The organism is Halomonas sp. B23F22_3 (assembly GCF_043496965.1).
Taxonomy (GTDB): Bacteria; Pseudomonadota; Gammaproteobacteria; order Pseudomonadales; family Halomonadaceae; genus Halomonas.
This window is the reverse complement of sequence record NZ_JBIEKG010000005.1, coordinates 348,486-363,688: the sequence shown is the minus strand read 5'-3', so window position 1 is coordinate 363,688 and position 15,203 is coordinate 348,486. Positions and strand designations below refer to the sequence as shown.

The window sequence follows — 15,203 nt, the reverse complement described above, 5'->3', positions numbered from 1 at the left end:
TCCGACGCCTCGTCCCGCCGGGCCGATCCGCCGAGCGCTGCTCGGCGGATCGGCCTCAGTGGAACATGGCGCTGACGGATTCTTCGTTGCTGACCCGGCGGATCGCCTCGGCGATCAGCCCGGCCACGCTGAGCTGGCGGATGTTGCCGCTGCGACGCGCGGCCTCGCCGAGCGGGATGGTGTCGGTCACCACCACCTCGTCGAGCACCGAGCCCGAGATGTTGTCGACGGCGGGGCCGGACAGGATCGGGTGGGTGGCGTAGGCCACCACGCGACGCGCGCCGCGCTCCTTGAGGGCCTCGCCGGCCTTGCACAGGGTGCCGGCGGTATCGATCATGTCGTCCACCACCACGCAGGTGCGGTTCTCGATCTCGCCGATGATGTGCATCACCTGGGCCTGGTTGGCCGAGGGGCGGCGCTTGTCGATGATCGCCAGGTCGGCATTGAGCTGCTTGGCGATGGCCCGCGCGCGGACCACGCCGCCGACGTCGGGCGAGACCACGACGAGGTCGTCGTAGTTCTGGCGCTCGATGTCGTCGAGCAGGATCGGCGAGCCGTAGACGTTGTCCACCGGCACGTCGAAGAAGCCCTGGATCTGATCGGCGTGCAGGTCCATGGTCATGACCCGGTCGACGCCGGCCTTGACCATCATGTCGGCGACGATCTTGGCGGAGATCGGCACGCGGGCGGAGCGCACGCGGCGGTCCTGACGGGCGTAGCCGAAGTAGGGGACCACGGCGGTGATCCGGGTGGCGGAGGCGCGGCGCAGCGCGTCCACCATCAGGATCAGTTCCATCAGGTTGTCGTTGGTCGGTGCACAGGTGGGCTGCAGGACGAAGACATCCTTGCCGCGCACGTTCTCGTTGATCTCGACCGCGACTTCGCCATCGCTGAACTGGCCGACCGTGGCGTTGCCCAGGCGGGTATCCAGGCTCTCGGCGACTTTACGGGCGAGATCGGGATTGGCATTCCCGGCGAAAACCATCAATTTTGACACGCGCAGCCACCTTTGCTGTGTTGGGTCTTCAGGGGTTGGGGTCGACGGGGATCCGGTCGGAATGGCTGGGGCAGCAGGATTCGAACCTGCGCATGGCGATACCAAAAACCGCTGCCTTACCGCTTGGCTATGCCCCAGGATCAGCTCCGCGCCGGCATGTCGGACATGTCTCGACGCCCGGGGGCGGCGAGGGTCATCGACCCAGCGCAGCATGTAGAGGTGAGCGGTTCAGGCCGCGCGCCGTGAAGGCGTGCCAGCCCTCGGGAACCTCGGCCAGGAGACGATTTGCCTGTGACTCGCTCTCGAGACGGGCAAAGACGCAGGCGCCGGTGCCGGTCAGCATGGCCGGTGCCCGGTGGGCCAGCCAGTCGAGCGCACGCGCCACCTCGGGATAGTGTCTCCGGACGGTGTCCTGGCAGTCGTTGCGCCAGCTCCCCGCTCCCCCCTGCAGTGCGCGCGCCATGGTAATCGGGGGGGTATGGCGTGTCAATTCGGGCGCCCCGAACACGGCCGGCGTGGAGACCGTGACGCCGGGATGGATGACCAGAAACCAGGGAGTGTCGAGGGTTACCGGCGTCAGGCGTTCGCCGATGCCTTCGGCCCAGGCGGCGTGGCCATGCACGAACACCGGGACGTCGGCGCCGAGGGCGAGACCCAGGCGGGCGAGCTCGCTGAGTTCCAGGCCGAGCCCCCAGAGGGCATCGAGGCCGAGCAGGGCGGTGGCGGCATCCGAGCTGCCGCCGCCGAGCCCCCCACCCATGGGCAGGCGCTTGTCGAGGTGGATGTCGGCGCCCAGGCGGCGGCCGGTCTCGGCCTGCAGCAGGCGCGCGGCGCGCAGGATCAGGTTGTCCTCGGAGGCGACCCCGTCGAGGCTCGGTGAAAGGTGCAGCTCGCCATCCGGGCGGCGGCGCAGGGTGAGGGTGTCGCCGGCGTCGAGGAACTGGAACAGCGTCTGCAGCTCGTGGTAGCCGTCCGGCCGGCGGCCGGTGATGTGCAGCAGGCGATTGAGCTTGGCCGGCGCGGGCAGCACCAGGGTTTCGGTCTGGGTCTCGGCAAGGCTCGCAGAGCAGGTCGCAGAGAGGGGGGCGGTGCGGGGCATGGCGTCACTCATCGAGGGCGGGGCGCCAGTCGGTGACCACCAGGGTCGCGCGCAGCGTGCCGTAGGTCATCACCATCCGCCGGGGCAGCCAGAGGCCATCGGTGCGTGTCCAGTCGCGGTAGGCGATCTCCCAGCCGTCCTGCTCGAGTCGCTGGGGGAAGCCCAGGGCGTCACGCTCCAGCCGATGGGCGCTCCGCGGGGAGGGCAGGCCGCGCACCCAGTCCGAGAGCGCGCTGACCGGCAGCGACCAGCCCAGCTGCTGGGTCATCAGCGCCTCCGGCGTCTCGGCCTCGAAGCGCCCCTCGGCGGTGGTCAGCGAGAAGCGCCCCTGGCGACCTTCGAGGGTGCTGCGGCCGCTGCCGAAGGGGCCGCTGATCAGCAGGCGGTAGTAGTGGGGATGCTGGCTCCAGTCCAGGTTGGCGCTGGTGGAGTCCTCCGGGGTGCGCAGGCCGACCTTGCCGGCCAGCAGCCAGGTGTCGAGCTCTTTGAGGCGCTCTCGCTGCGCCGCCCACTGTCCGGCGGCCCGCTCGCCTTCGGGCGGCGTGGGGCGGCCGGCACAGCCGGCCAGCAGGGCGAGGATCAGCAGGGGGACCAGCAGTCGCGTGAGGTGCGTCATGGGGCGTTCCGTGATGGGAAATGACGTGGAAGGGGGAAGCCGCGTGGCAGAGCGCTGGACCGGTGGTCGGTACTCCGCCATGGAAGGCGTCGTTCGTCAGGGGGTGGCGTCCAGTTCGGGCCGTCGCCGCAGCAGGTCATCGATCAGCGGGCGCGTCTCGAAGCGCGCCCGGGCCTCCTCGAGCAGGGCGCGGGCCTGGGCCTTCTCGCCCAGCGCCCAGAGCACCTCGATCAGGTGGGCGGCGATCTCCTGGTCCTGCATCGCCGACCAGGCGCGCCTGAGCCAGGGCAGGGCGCGGGCGGGATCCCCCAGGCGATAGTGCACCCAGCCCAGGCTGTCGAGGATCGCCGGGTTGTCCGGCGCGAGTTCGTAGGCACGCTCGATCAGCGTACGCGCCTCGTCCAGGCGACCCTCGATATCGGCATCGGCGAGGGTATAGCCCAGGGCATTGAGGGCGGTGGCGTTCTCCGGGTCGTGTTCGATGATATGGCGCAGGTCGGCCTCCATGGCCGCCAGGTCGCCGTCGGCGAAGGCGCGCATGGCGCGCTGGTAGCGCAGCCGCTCGTCGTCGGGACGCTGCGCGAGTTCGCTGTCGAGCAGGGCGTCGGCCTGGTCCTCGAGACCCGCCTCGTCGAGCAGCTCGACCTCGACGGCGGCCAGGTCGCTCTGGTAGGCCTCGTGACGCAGGCGCTCCAGGCGCAGGAAGCTTCGCGCGTCGAGGCGTCGGTCGGCCTCCATCAGCATTGTGGCCGCGCTTACCCGCGCCGGCAGGAACTGCTCGCCCTCCGGCACCTGGCGGTAATAGAGGAGGGCGTTGCCGATCTCGCCGCGCTCCTCGGCGATGGCGCCGAGCAGCAGCAAGGCCATCGGCGGGGCCTCGTCGTCGCCGACCAGCGGCAGCAGCAGGCGGCGCGCCGGCGCCAGGTGCTCGCGCTCGAGAAACAGCCGGGCGAGGCCCAGGCGCAGCGAGGGGTCGTCGCCGTGGTCGGCGAGCAGCGCCTCGATGGCGTCCTCGGCGGCCGCGACGCTGCCCAGCGCGAGCTCGGCCCGGGCCAGCAGCAGCATCAGCCGAGGATCGCCGGGGGACACCGCAAGGCCGCGACGGGCGTGCTGGCGCGCCGCAGCGTAGGCGTCGGCCTCGAGCGCGAGCCGCGCCCGCAGGCTCCACAGCTCGGGCCGTTCGGGGGCCTCGCGGGCGAGCCGCGTCAGGCGGCGATCGGCCGCCGCCGGCTGTCCCGCGGCGGCCTCCAGCAGGGCGGTGGCGAGCTCGGCATCGACGCGTTTCGCGGCCGGCGCCGAGGAGCGCGCCAGGTGGGTGCGCAGGCGATCGAGCAGCGGGGCCGGATCGGCCCCGGCGTCGAGGGCGCCCTCGACGAGCCCGAGCAGCGCATTGCTCGCGCTCGGCTCGTCGGTGCCCTGCTCGATCACATCGAGGCGGTGCCCCAGGGCGGCGGCCCAGTCGCCGCGCTGCAGGGCGAGGCTCGCCAGCAGCCGCGAGGGGGCGTCGCTGCCCGGCGCCAGGCCCTGCCAGCGCTGCGCCGCCTCCTCGAGCAGCGCGGGATCCTCGCTGAAGCGGGCGGCCAGGGTGGCGCGCTCGGCGAGGTCGACGGAGTCGTACCGCTCGGCGGCCTCGAGAAAGCCCCGGGCGGCGCGGGTGTAGTCGCTGCGCTGGCCGGCCAGCTCCGCCTCCAGCAGGCCGGCGAGCCCTTTGGCGTCCAGGCCGCGGGTGACCGGGGGCGCCCCGGTCAGCGGGTCGCGCATGGGTTCGGCGGCCGACGAGGCCCCCGGCAGCCCCTGGCAGCCGGCGAGCAGCAGTGCCAGCGTCAGGGGGGCCAGGGGCGCGTGGCGAGAGAGTCGGAGGAGTGTTCCGCGAGGCATGCGCGTCTCGTGCTGGAGGCCGAGCCGCCAGCATAACGGCTCGACCCGCCCGGGCAAAGCGTGATCCCCGTCACGGCATGTCGGGGCGCCTCCGGCGGCAGGCCTGTGCTAGAATGCGGCGCTTCGAGGATGGGCGGTCCGCGCCGCCGGATATCACCATGTCGCCCTTGCCGGAACCACGACTCGCGAAGATGCCGAACGCATGACGCTTCTTGCCCTGGGAATCAACCACCGGACCGCCAGCATCGAGGTGCGCGAGCAGGTCGCCTTCTCGCCCACTCAGCTGGAGTCGGCGCTGGCCGAACTGCGCGCCCTGCCGCAGGTCAGCGAGGCGGCGGTGCTCTCCACCTGCAACCGCACCGAGCTCTATTGCGCCACCGGTGCCGGCGGCGAAGGCGAGATCCTCGACTGGCTGGGACGCTTCCACGACCTGAAGGTGGAGGACCTTACCCGCTGCGCCTATCACTATCGTGAGAACGAGGCGGCGCGTCACCTGATGCGCGTGGCCGTGGGGCTGGACTCCATGGTGCTCGGCGAACCGCAGATCCTGGGTCAGCTCAAGGACGCCTACCAGTCGGCTCGCCGGGCGCGCAGCCTGGGCGGCGAGCTCGAGTGCCTGTTCCAGAACACCTTCGCCGTGGCCAAGCAGGTGCGCACCGAGACCGGCATCGGCCGCAACCCGGTGTCGGTGGCCTATGCGGCCGTGAACCTGGCCAGCCGCATCTTCGGCGACTTCAGCCGCTCCCGGGCGCTGCTGATCGGCGCCGGCGAGACCATCGAGCTGGTGGCGCGCCACCTCCATGAGGCCGGCGTGCGCCAGCTCACCGTGGCCAACCGCACCCGCGAGCGCGCCGAGGTGGTCTCCGGGCCGCTGGGCGGCCAGGCGATCACCCTCGATGCGATCCCCGATGCCCTGGTCGAGGCCGACATCGTGATCTCCTCCACCGCCGCGCCGCTGCCGATCCTCGGCAAGGGCATGGTCGAGCGGGCGCTCAAGCAGCGTCGCCACCGCCCTGTCTTCATGGTCGACATCGCCGTGCCCCGGGACATCGAGCCCGAGGTGGGGGAGCTCGCCGACGTCTTCCTCTATACCGTCGATGACCTGCAGGAGGTCATCGAGGAGAATCGCCGTCATCGCCAGGTGGCGGCGGATCAGGCCGAATCGCTGATCGAGCACGGCGTGGGCAACTGGCAGCACGAGCGGCGCATCCGCAGCGGCGGCGAGCTGATCCGCGACGTGCGTGCCCGCGGCGAGGCCCTGCGCGAGCTCTCCGAGCAGCAGGCGCTGGCGCGCCTGGCCCGCGGCGAGGACCCCGAGGCGGTGATCCGCCGGCTGGCCCACCAGCTCACCAACCGCCTGCTGCACCGCCCCACCGTGGCGATGCGCGACGCGGCCTCCTCGGAGCAGCACGACCTGCTCCAGGCCGCCACGACCCTGCTGCTGGATGAATCCACCGACCACTCCCGATAGGATGCGCCGATGAAAGCCACCCTGCGCCAGCGCCTCGATGCCTTCATCGAGCGCTTCGAGGAGCTTGCCGCCCTGCTGGCCGAGCCCGAGGTGATCAGCGACCAGTCCCGCTTTCGCGACTACTCGCGGGAATACGCCGAGCTCGAACCCCTGGTCGAGGCCTGGGGCGAGTACCTGGGCGTGGAGGCCGACATCGCCTCCGCCGAGCAGCTGCTCGGCGACGCCGACGCCGAGATGCGCGAGCTGGCCGAGCTCGAGCGTGACGAGGGTCGTGAGCGGCTCGAGGCCCTCGAGGTGCGGCTCAAGCAGCTGCTGGTGCCCAAGGACCCCGACGATCGTCGCAACGTCTTCCTCGAGATCCGCGCCGGCACCGGCGGCGACGAGGCGGCGCTGTTCGCCGGCGATCTCTTCCGCATGTACTCCCGCTACGCCGAGCAGCACGGCTGGAAGGTCGAGGTGGTCAGCGCCAGCCACGGCGAGCAGGGCGGCTACAAGGAGATCATCTCCCGGGTCAAGGGCGAGGGCGTCTATGCGCGCCTCAAGTTCGAGTCCGGCGCCCACCGGGTGCAGCGCGTGCCGGCCACCGAGTCCCAGGGCCGCATCCACACCTCGGCCTGCACCGTGGCGGTGATGCCGGAGGCCGACGAGGTCGGCGACATCGACATCGACCCGAGCGACCTCAGGGTCGATACCTTCCGCTCCAGCGGCGCCGGCGGCCAGCACGTCAACACCACCGACTCCGCCATTCGCATCACCCACCTGCCCAGCGGCGTGGTGGTGGAGTGCCAGGAGGAGCGCAGCCAGCACAAGAACCGGGCCAAGGCGATGTCGCTGCTGGCCGCCCGGTTGAAGCAGTCGGCCGTGGCCAGCCAGCGCCAGCAGCAGGCCGATGCGCGCCGCTCCCTGGTCGGCTCAGGCGATCGCAGCGAGCGTATCCGCACCTATAACTTCCCTCAGGGGCGGGTCACCGATCACCGCATCAACCTGACGCTCTACAAGCTTAACGAGGTGGTCAGCGGCGAGCAGCTCGACGACGTGGTCGAGCCGCTGATTCACGAGTACCAGGCCGAGCAGCTGGCGGCCCTGCAGCAGGACGCCGGATGATCCTCGATCACCTGCTGGCGCGGGCCGCCGTCCGGCTCGCCGCCGCCGGGTCGCCGAGCGCGCGGCTGGATGCCGAGGTGCTGCTCTGCCACGCGCTGGGGGTGGATCGCACCTGGCTCTATACCTGGGGCGATCGCGAGGCGCCGAGCGTCGAGCGCGCGCGCTTCGAGGCGCTGGTGGCGGCCCGTGCCCAGGGCCAGCCGATCGCCTACCTGACCGGCGAGCGGGAGTTTTGGGGGCTCTCGCTCGCCACCTCGCCGCATACGCTGATCCCCCGGCCGGACACCGAATGCCTGGTGGAGGCGGCCCTGGCCCGGGCCACACGCCCCGAGGGCCGCCTCCTGGATCTCGGCACCGGCACCGGCGCCATCGCCCTGGCCTTCGCCAGCGAACGGCCCGGCTGGTCGGTGCTCGGGGTCGACATCCGCCCCGAGGCCGTGGCGCTGGCGCGTCACAACGCCGAGCGGCTGGCCCTTGCCAACGTCGCCTTTGGCGAGAGCGACTGGTTCGCCGCCCTGGCGCCCGACGCCGAGTGCTTCGACCTGATCGTCTCCAACCCGCCCTACATCGCCGCGGACGACCCGCACCTGGCCCGGGGCGACGTGCGCTTCGAGCCGCACAGCGCCCTGGTGGCGGCCGACGAGGGCCTTGCCGACCTGCGCCACCTGGTGCGCGAGGCCGGTCGCTACCTGCGCCCCGGCGGCTGGCTGATGCTCGAGCACGGCTTCGAGCAGGCCGAGGCGGTGCGCGGGGTGCTCGAGGCCGCGGGCTACGTCGAGGTCGCGAGTCGCGTCGACCTGGGGGGGCATCCGCGGGTCAGCCAGGGGCGTCGAGTTGACGATGGGACTGGAGGCAAACGGCCGTGATGTGGTACATGTTTCAGCAGAAAAAAACGCCACGTCTCGTCGCCTTTGCATGCGTGAAGCCCACCGAGGCCCCCGAGTTGGGGTGTTTTACAGGTGATCGTACTGTCGCGACGGCGTGAAAGCCCCATCCAGACTGGCATGCCAACGACAATGAAAGCCAAGACCCGCTCGCTCGACCGCATCGACCTCAAGATCCTGCGCTGCCTGCAGGACAACGCCCGCATCTCCTACGTCGACCTGGCCTCCCAGGTCGGGCTCTCGACCACGCCCTGCCTGGAGCGCGTCAAGCGCCTCGAGCGTGCCGGCATCATCCGCGGCTACAAGGCGCTGCTCGATCCGCGGGCGCTCAAGGCCAACCTGCTGGTGTTCGTCGAGATCAGCCTGGAGACCCAGTCGCCGGCGGTGTTCGACGAGTTTCGCCGCGCCGTGGCCAAGCTGCCGCAGATCCAGGAGTGCCACCTGGTCTCGGGGCAGTTCGACTACATCCTCAAGTGCCGGATTCCGGAGATGTCCGCCTACCGCCAGCTGCTCGGCGACGTGGTGCTGACGCTGCCCGGGGTGAAGGAGTCCAAGAGCTACGTGGTGATGGAGGAGGTCAAGGAGAGCTTCAGCCTCCATGTGCCCGACATCGAGGAGTTCGAGGAAAAGTGAGCCCCGCCATGGATGATCAGTCCCTGCTGCGCTACAGCCGGCAGATCATGCTCGAACAGGTCGATATCGACGGCCAGGAGCGCCTGCTGGCCGGTCATGCCCTGGTGATCGGTGCCGGCGGGCTGGGCTCGCCGGTGGCCCTCTACCTGGCGGCCGCGGGGCTGGGTCGGCTGACCCTGGCCGACGCCGATGCGGTGGAGCTCTCCAACCTGCAGCGCCAGATCGCCCATGCCACCGCGGACATCGGTCGCAACAAGGCCGAGTCGGCCCGCGAGGCGGCGCTCGCGCTGAATCCCGGCTGCGTGGTCCAGGCGATCGACGACCATCTCGATGGCGAAGCCCTGGCTCGGGCGGCCGCCGAGGCGGACGTGGTGCTCGACTGCACCGACCGCTTCTCCAGCCGCTACGCCATCAACGCCGCCTGCCGGGCGGCCGGCGTGCCGCTGGTGTCGGGGGCGGCGATCCGCTTCTCCGGTCAGCTCGCGGTCTTCGACCCGCGCGACCCGGACGCCCCCTGCTATGCCTGCCTCTACCCGCCGGGGGAGGAGGGCGACGAGGAGCTGCGCTGCGCCGAGAACGGCGTGATCGCGCCGCTGGTGGGGCTGATCGGCAGCTTCCAGGCGCTGGAGGCGATCAAGCTCGTCAGCGGCGCCGGTACCCCCCATCGCGGCCTCTCCACCTTCGACGGCCTCACCGGCCAGTGGCGACACTTCGGGGTGCCGCGGGACCCTGCCTGCCCGGTCTGCCACGCGACCTGACCGACGCCCGCTGCGGTATCCGTGATCGATGCCGCTCGTCACTCCCGCCTTTTTTCTGCCGGCCCTGACGAGTCTCGGCCCTTCCTCGGCCATCGCCCTGTCCCGGCCCGGGGTGATGCCCGTAGCGACACCCCTGTGCGGGTGTCGCCCGCGGCGCGGCCTCGACCCCGGCGAGCCGAGGGTTCGGCAGCATGATGGTGATTACTTGACGATTCAGGCGTCACCCGGCGTTCGCTTCGCCAGCGGCACTCGCCCCGAAGCCCCATTATTATCCCTTTATAAACAGTAATTTGCTTTAATTTAGTGATTCTTTAAGGTGGCGTTGCGTGTGGTTTTCCATTTTTAAAGGTGTCAAATACTTGACAGGTATTGTGGTGCTGGTGCCACACTGAGCCTGCCGGGGCGCTCCTCCATGGAGCGTCCCCACCAACAATAATCAGCGCACCGCGCACAACAGACAGGTTCTCGTATGACGATCCCGCCCCGGCCGGAGCACCCGGCGTCCTGGTATCGCGCGTCCATCGCCGTCGAGCTCGGCGACTGCCCTGTGCTTCAGGGTGAGCGACGCGCGGATGTCTGCGTGATCGGCGGTGGCATCACCGGGTGTTCGGCGGCCCTGCATCTGGCCGAGCGGGGCTACTCGGTGGTGCTGCTCGAGGCCGGGGAGATCGCCCACGGTGCCTCCGGGCGCAGCGGAGGCCAGATCCTGCCGGGCCTGGGCACCGACATCGCCACCGTCGAGAAGGCCCTGGGCCGCGAGCGCGCCCGGGAGATCTGGGAGATGAGCCGCGAGGCGGTGCGCCTGACGGCCGCGCTGATCGAGCGCCACGCCATCCCCTGCGAGCTGGCCTGGGGCTACCTGCATGCCGCAGTGAAGCCCCGCCACGTCCGCGAGCTCGAGGACTTCCGCGAGCGCATGGCCCGCGACTATGACTACTCGGCCCTCAGCCTCCTCGAGGGCGATGCCCTGCGCGCGCACGTGGTGAGCGATGCCTATCCGGCGGCCCTCTTCGATGCCGAGGGCGGCCACCTCCACCCGCTCAACTACACCCTGGGCCTGGCCCGGGCGGCGCGCCGCGCCGGCGTGGCCATCCACGAGCACAGCGCCGCCGTCGAGATTCGCCGCGGCGAGCCGGCCACCGTGGTCACCGCCCAGGGGCAGGTGATCGCCGACAGCGTGGTGCTCGGCACCAACGCCTATCAGGCGGGCCTGGTGCCGGAGCTCTCCGGGCGCATCATGCGCGCCGCCAACTACATGATCGCCACCGCGCCGCTCACCGAGGCCCAGGCGGCCCAGGTGCTGCCGAAGAACGACGCCCTGTCGGACGCCAACTTCGTGCTCGACTACTACCGACTCTCCGCCGATCGCCGCCTGATCTTCGGCGGCGAGGTCAGCTACGACGGCCGCGAGCCGCGCAACCTCACGACCCGCATGGACGACAAGATCGCGCGCATCTTCCCGGTGCTCGAGGGCGTGCCCATCGAGTATCGCTGGGGCGGTGACGTGGCGATCACCCTGGATCGGGCGCCGGACTTCGGCCGGCTGGGCCGCAACGTCTACTACGCCCAGGGCTACTCCGGCCACGGCATGGCGCTGGCGGGGCTCGCCGGCCAGCTGCTGGCCGAGGCCATCGCCGGGCAGCGCGAGCGCTTCGACGCCTTCGCGGCCATGCCCCATCGCCGCTTTCCCGGGGGCCGCCTGCTGCGCAAGCCGCTGCTGGTGCTGGCCACCCACTACTATCAACTGCGGGACCGGCTGTAACCGGGCCATCGAGAACCGAGAGGGCACCCCATGAACGAGACCATCACGGCGGACGCCATCGCCGCCTCCCATCCCCGCCCGGGCGGGGCGGCGGCCGAGGGCGAGGCGTCACGCCAGGCGTCGGCCATCGAGATGCAGGGCCTGCACAAGCGCTTCGGGCGGGCCACCGTGGCGCTGGACGGCGTCGACCTGACCATCGAGGCCGGCGAGTTCTTCACGCTGCTCGGCCCCTCGGGCTGTGGCAAGACCACGCTGCTGCGCATCCTCGCCGGCCTCGAGGAGGCCGACGACGGCCGCCTGGCCATCGGCGGCAAGGACATCACCGAGGTGCCGCCCCATCGACGCAGCGTCAATACCGTCTTCCAGTCCTATGCGCTCTTCCCGCACCTCTCGGTGCGCGAGAACCTGGCCTTCGGCCTGAAGATGCGCGGCATGGCCGCCGCGGCGCGCAACGCCAAGGTCGACGAGATCGCCGACTTCATCAAGCTCGGCGATCTCGTCGACCGGCGGGTGGACCAGCTCTCCGGCGGCCAGCGCCAGCGCATCGCCCTGGCCCGCGCCCTGGTCTGCGAGCCCGACGTGCTGCTGCTCGACGAGCCGCTGTCGGCCCTCGACGCGGGACTCAGGAGCCAGCTCCAGGTCGAGCTGCTGCGGGTCCAGAAGCGCCTCGGCATGACCTTCGTCTTCGTCACCCACGACCAGGACGAGGCGATGGTGATGTCGGATCGCATCGCCGTGCTCAACGGCGGCGTGATCCAGCAGGTCGGGCCGCCCCGCGAGGTCTACGAGCATCCGGCCAACGCCTTCGTGGCGCGCTTCATGGGCCATGACAACCTCTACCCGGTCACCGGCCGGCAGGGCAGCCGGCTCGCCACGGCGCTGGGGGAGCTCACCATGGCCGAGGCGGGGGAGGGCGAGCTCCTGCTGATCCGCCCCGAGACCCTGGACCTGCTGCCCGGCGAGGTGGCGGGCGACAACCACCTGCCGGCGGTGGTCGTCGAACGCCTCTACCGCGGCAGCCATGCCGAGTATCGCCTGGAGGTCGGCGGCACCACCCTGCAGGCGACCCTCAACAATCGCGGTCGGCATCTGCCCGACGTGGGCGACCGGGTCACCGTCACGGTGGCGCCGGACGACCTGGTCACCCTGAGTGAGTGAGGAGACGAGCATGGCCTATACCGGCGTAATGCCGTCCGCCCGCAGCCGCGCCATGGTGCGCGAGGCGCGCCACCTGCTGTTTACCGTGGCCCCCGGGGCGGTCTGGATCGTGATCTTTCTGGTGCTGCCCGGCGCCTACCTGATGGGCGTGGCCTTCATGACCAACGGCCCCTATGGGCTGCCGGAGATGCCGCTGTCGCTGGAGTCGTTCAAGCGCCTGGCGGGCTTCGGTTTCCTGGGCTGGAGTCCCGGCAACCTCTATACCCTGCTGCGCTCGCTGTGGCAGACGGCCGTCTCCACGGGCCTGGTGGTGCTGGTGGCCTATCCGATCGCCTACTACATCACCACCTGCCGCGAGAAGTGGCGGCCGATCATGCTGCTGCTGGTGGTGGTGCCGAGCTGGACCAATCAGGTGATCCGCACCTTCGGCTGGATGAACCTGCTGGCCCCCGGCACGCCGCTCTCCGGCCTCGCCGAGGGCCTGGGTCTGATCGCGCCCAACATGGGGCTCTATCCGTCGAGCTTCGCGGTCACCCTGGGCCTGGTCTACAACTTCCTGCCCTTCATGGTGCTGCCGCTCTACGCCGCCTTCGAGAAGCTCGATACCGCCCAGGTGGAGGCCGCCCAGGACCTCTTCGCCTCGCCGGTGCGCGCCTTCTGGCACGCGGTGTTCCCGCAGACCCTGCCGGGGCTGTTGGCCGGCATCGTGCTGGTGGCGATTCCCGCCTTCGGCATGTACGTGATCCCCGAGCTGCTCGGCGGGGGCAAGGGCATGATGCTCGGCAACCTGGTGGCCACGCAGTTCTCGGGCGGCGCCAACTGGCCGCTCGGAGCGGCCGGCGCGATCCTGATGCTGATCGCCACCTTCATCGGGCTGTTCGCCATGCGTCGCATCGGCAAGCGCCTGGGTGGCGGCGAGGAGGTGGTGATATGAGAAAGCGGACCCTGCAGCGTGGCCTGACCGCCTTCTGGTGGTTCACCCTGGCGTTTCTCTACCTGCCGCTGGCGGTGGTGGTGCTCTTCTCCTTCAATGCCGCCAACAGCGCCGCCAGCTTCACCGGCGTCTCGTTGCGCTGGTATCACCAGCTGATGGGCAACGAGGAGATCCTCTCGGCCTTCGCCAACAGCCTGGTGCTGGCGATCACCTCCTCGGTGATCGCCCTCGTCATCGGCTGTCTGATCGGCTACGGCATGTATCGCCATCGCCACCGCAAGCTCGGCTGGCTGATCGTGCTGATCTACCTGCCCATCGTGCTGCCGGACATCGTCTTCGGCATCTCCGAGATGGCCTTCTTCGTGCAGATCCATCGCCTGACCGGGCTGCTGCAGCCGGGGCTCGGCACCATGATCATCGCCCACGTGACCTTCCAGATCCCGTTCGTGGCGCTGATCATCTATTCCCGCTTCGTGGGCCTCGACCCGACGCTCTTCGAGGCCGCCAAGGACCTCTACGCCTCGCCGGTGAAGCGGGTCGTGCACTTCATGCTGCCGACCATCAAGCCTGCGTTGATCTCGGCGTTCTTCCTCTCCTTTACGCTGTCGGTGGATGACTTCGTGATCAGCTTCTTCACCGCCGGCCCCGAGAGCGCGACCCTGCCGATCTATATCTGGGGCGCCATCAAGAAGGGGGTATCCCCCGAGATCAACGCCATCGCCACGCTGATGATCGGTGCGGTGGCCATCGCCGCCATCATGAGCCTGCTGTTCAGCCGTCGCCGGCCCGCCTGAGCCGGCGCACCTTCCCGCGGGAAACGAGGAGAGTCGACATGACCAACAACAAGAAGATCCTGGCCCTGTCCCTGGGCGGCCTGCTGCTCGCCGGCAGCGTACAGGCCCAGGAGAACAAGCTCTATCTGTTCAACTGGACCGAGTACATGGACCCCGAGATCATCGAGGCCTTCGAGGCGCGCTACGACGTCGAGGTGGTGCAGAACTACTTCAACTCGCTGCCCGAGATGTTCGCCAAGCTCAACGCCGGCGGGGTCTCCCAGTACGACATCATCGTGCCCTCCAACTACTACGTGCCGCGGCTGATCCAGACCGGCCTGGTGCAGAAGCTCGACAAGTCGAAGCTTGCGAACCTCGACAACGTCATGGAGCAGTTCCAGGACCCGGCCTACGACCCCGGCGCCGAGTACACGGCCCCCTACCAGTGGGGGACCACCGGGCTGGTCTACAACACCGAGACCTTCCCGGACGCGCCCAAGAGCTGGTCGCTGATGTTCGACCCCGAGGTCAATCCCGAGCATCCCTTCGCGCTGATGGGCGATGGCCAGGTCAGCATGGGCGGCGCCTGCGCCTACCTGGGCCACGGCTACGACTGCACCGACATGAACGCCTGGAAGGAGGCGGCGCGGCTGCTGATCGAGACCAAGGGCCGGGAGACCTTCAGCGGCTTCACCGACGGTACCCCCGCGCTGCAGCAGCTGGCTCGCGGCGTGACCCACGTCGGGCTCTCCTACAACGGCGACTACCTGTTCTTCAAGGAGGAGGACCCCGACACCTTCGCCACCCTCGACTTCATGATTCCCGACGAGGGCGCCGAGATGTGGGTCGACTCGATGCTGATCCCCGCCGAGGCGCCCAACCCGGACATGGCGCACAAGTTCATCGACTTCATCCTCGAAGCCGAGGTCGGTGCCCAGCTCTCCAACTACAACTACTACGCCAGCCCCAATGCCGCCGCCACGCCCTATCTCGACGAGGTTCTGACCAAGCCCCCCGTCCAGCCGAGCGAGGCCGACATGGAGCGACTGCGCTTCACCCCGAGCCTCGAGGGTGACGCCCTGCAGACCTTCCAGCAGCTGTGGTCCGAGGTCCAGTCGCGTTGAGCGAAGGGTCCC

Annotated in this window: 14 protein-coding genes and 1 tRNA gene; 10 read left to right on the top strand and 5 right to left on the bottom strand. The window is 69.9% G+C overall.

What is annotated here, in order from left to right; translation table 11 throughout:
* Positions 1–55: 55 nt before the first annotated feature.
* The 5 genes from ACGTNG_RS13720 to ACGTNG_RS13700 form a co-directional block, all read right to left on the bottom strand.
* A complete protein-coding gene (locus tag ACGTNG_RS13720) occupies positions 56–997 on the bottom strand; it encodes a ribose-phosphate pyrophosphokinase (protein WP_175535006.1) in 942 nt (313 codons plus the stop codon).
* A gap of 62 nt (positions 998–1,059) precedes the next feature.
* Positions 1,060–1,134, bottom strand: a tRNA-Gln gene (locus tag ACGTNG_RS13715).
* A 56-nt stretch (positions 1,135–1,190) separates the two neighbouring features.
* Positions 1,191–2,096: a 4-(cytidine 5'-diphospho)-2-C-methyl-D-erythritol kinase gene (ispE, locus tag ACGTNG_RS13710; protein WP_394797085.1), complete on the bottom strand. Its 906-nt coding sequence runs from the start codon at positions 2,094–2,096 to the stop codon at positions 1,191–1,193.
* A gap of 4 nt (positions 2,097–2,100) precedes the next feature.
* Positions 2,101–2,712, bottom strand: a complete 612-nt coding sequence (gene lolB, locus ACGTNG_RS13705) for a lipoprotein insertase outer membrane protein LolB (protein WP_394797084.1) — start codon at positions 2,710–2,712, stop codon at positions 2,101–2,103.
* Between the two features lie 96 nt (positions 2,713–2,808).
* Entirely contained in the window at positions 2,809–4,590 is a 1,782-nt protein-coding gene (locus ACGTNG_RS13700; RefSeq protein WP_394797083.1) for a tetratricopeptide repeat protein, read from the bottom strand.
* A gap of 202 nt (positions 4,591–4,792) precedes the next feature.
* Here ACGTNG_RS13700 and hemA point away from each other — a divergent pair, with 202 nt between their 5' ends.
* The 10 genes from hemA (at position 4,793) to ACGTNG_RS13650 (ending at position 15,191) form a co-directional block, all read left to right on the top strand.
* Complete coding sequence (gene hemA, locus ACGTNG_RS13695; RefSeq protein WP_394797082.1) at positions 4,793–6,061, top strand: glutamyl-tRNA reductase; 1,269 nt, start codon at positions 4,793–4,795, stop codon at positions 6,059–6,061.
* Positions 6,062–6,070: 9 nt separating this feature from the next.
* Positions 6,071–7,165 carry a peptide chain release factor 1 gene (gene prfA, locus ACGTNG_RS13690; protein ID WP_394797081.1) on the top strand — a complete coding sequence of 365 codons (1,095 nt, stop codon included), beginning with the start codon at positions 6,071–6,073 and terminating at the stop codon, positions 7,163–7,165.
* On the top strand, positions 7,162–8,031 hold the full coding sequence (prmC, locus tag ACGTNG_RS13685; protein WP_394797080.1) for a peptide chain release factor N(5)-glutamine methyltransferase: 870 nt from the start codon (positions 7,162–7,164) through the stop codon (positions 8,029–8,031). The genes prfA and prmC overlap by 4 nt, the downstream gene beginning before the upstream one ends.
* A gap of 150 nt (positions 8,032–8,181) precedes the next feature.
* Entirely contained in the window at positions 8,182–8,682 is a 501-nt protein-coding gene (locus ACGTNG_RS13680) for an Lrp/AsnC ligand binding domain-containing protein (RefSeq protein ID WP_089845959.1), read from the top strand.
* 8 nt (positions 8,683–8,690) lie between these two features.
* Positions 8,691–9,440 carry a HesA/MoeB/ThiF family protein gene (locus tag ACGTNG_RS13675; RefSeq protein ID WP_394797079.1) on the top strand — a complete coding sequence of 250 codons (750 nt, stop codon included), beginning with the start codon at positions 8,691–8,693 and terminating at the stop codon, positions 9,438–9,440.
* Between the two features lie 469 nt (positions 9,441–9,909).
* Complete coding sequence (locus tag ACGTNG_RS13670; RefSeq protein ID WP_394797078.1) at positions 9,910–11,202, top strand: NAD(P)/FAD-dependent oxidoreductase; 1,293 nt, start codon at positions 9,910–9,912, stop codon at positions 11,200–11,202.
* 30 nt (positions 11,203–11,232) lie between these two features.
* Complete coding sequence (locus tag ACGTNG_RS13665; RefSeq protein WP_394797077.1) at positions 11,233–12,360, top strand: ABC transporter ATP-binding protein; 1,128 nt, start codon at positions 11,233–11,235, stop codon at positions 12,358–12,360.
* A 10-nt stretch (positions 12,361–12,370) separates the two neighbouring features.
* Positions 12,371–13,294, top strand: coding sequence for an ABC transporter permease (locus ACGTNG_RS13660; protein WP_138182502.1), 924 nt, complete (start codon positions 12,371–12,373; stop codon positions 13,292–13,294).
* A complete protein-coding gene (locus tag ACGTNG_RS13655) occupies positions 13,291–14,088 on the top strand; it encodes an ABC transporter permease (RefSeq protein ID WP_394797076.1) in 798 nt (265 codons plus the stop codon). The genes ACGTNG_RS13660 and ACGTNG_RS13655 overlap by 4 nt, the downstream gene beginning before the upstream one ends.
* A gap of 38 nt (positions 14,089–14,126) precedes the next feature.
* Positions 14,127–15,191 (top strand): ABC transporter substrate-binding protein, encoded by a 1,065-nt coding sequence (locus ACGTNG_RS13650; protein WP_394797075.1) that lies wholly within the window; start codon positions 14,127–14,129, stop codon positions 15,189–15,191.
* Positions 15,192–15,203: the final 12 nt, after the last annotated feature.

What these genes read in the sequence shown, in the direction of transcription:
- ACGTNG_RS13700 (WP_394797083.1), bottom strand. Translation starts at nt 4,590, where the DNA reads ATGCCTCGCGGAACACTCCTCCGACTCTCTCGCCACGCGCCCCTGGCC.
- lolB (WP_394797084.1), bottom strand. Translation starts at nt 2,712, where the DNA reads ATGACGCACCTCACGCGACTGCTGGTCCCCCTGCTGATCCTCGCCCTG.
- ispE (WP_394797085.1), bottom strand. Translation starts at nt 2,096, where the DNA reads ATGCCCCGCACCGCCCCCCTCTCTGCGACCTGCTCTGCGAGCCTTGCC.
- ACGTNG_RS13670 (WP_394797078.1), top strand. Translation starts at nt 9,910, where the DNA reads ATGACGATCCCGCCCCGGCCGGAGCACCCGGCGTCCTGGTATCGCGCG.
- hemA (WP_394797082.1), top strand. Translation starts at nt 4,793, where the DNA reads ATGACGCTTCTTGCCCTGGGAATCAACCACCGGACCGCCAGCATCGAG.
- prmC (WP_394797080.1), top strand. Translation starts at nt 7,162, where the DNA reads ATGATCCTCGATCACCTGCTGGCGCGGGCCGCCGTCCGGCTCGCCGCC.
- ACGTNG_RS13675 (WP_394797079.1), top strand. Translation starts at nt 8,691, where the DNA reads ATGGATGATCAGTCCCTGCTGCGCTACAGCCGGCAGATCATGCTCGAA.
- ACGTNG_RS13655 (WP_394797076.1), top strand. Translation starts at nt 13,291, where the DNA reads ATGAGAAAGCGGACCCTGCAGCGTGGCCTGACCGCCTTCTGGTGGTTC.
- ACGTNG_RS13660 (WP_138182502.1), top strand. Translation starts at nt 12,371, where the DNA reads ATGGCCTATACCGGCGTAATGCCGTCCGCCCGCAGCCGCGCCATGGTG.
- ACGTNG_RS13665 (WP_394797077.1), top strand. Translation starts at nt 11,233, where the DNA reads ATGAACGAGACCATCACGGCGGACGCCATCGCCGCCTCCCATCCCCGC.
- ACGTNG_RS13650 (WP_394797075.1), top strand. Translation starts at nt 14,127, where the DNA reads ATGACCAACAACAAGAAGATCCTGGCCCTGTCCCTGGGCGGCCTGCTG.
- prfA (WP_394797081.1), top strand. Translation starts at nt 6,071, where the DNA reads ATGAAAGCCACCCTGCGCCAGCGCCTCGATGCCTTCATCGAGCGCTTC.
- ACGTNG_RS13680 (WP_089845959.1), top strand. Translation starts at nt 8,182, where the DNA reads ATGAAAGCCAAGACCCGCTCGCTCGACCGCATCGACCTCAAGATCCTG.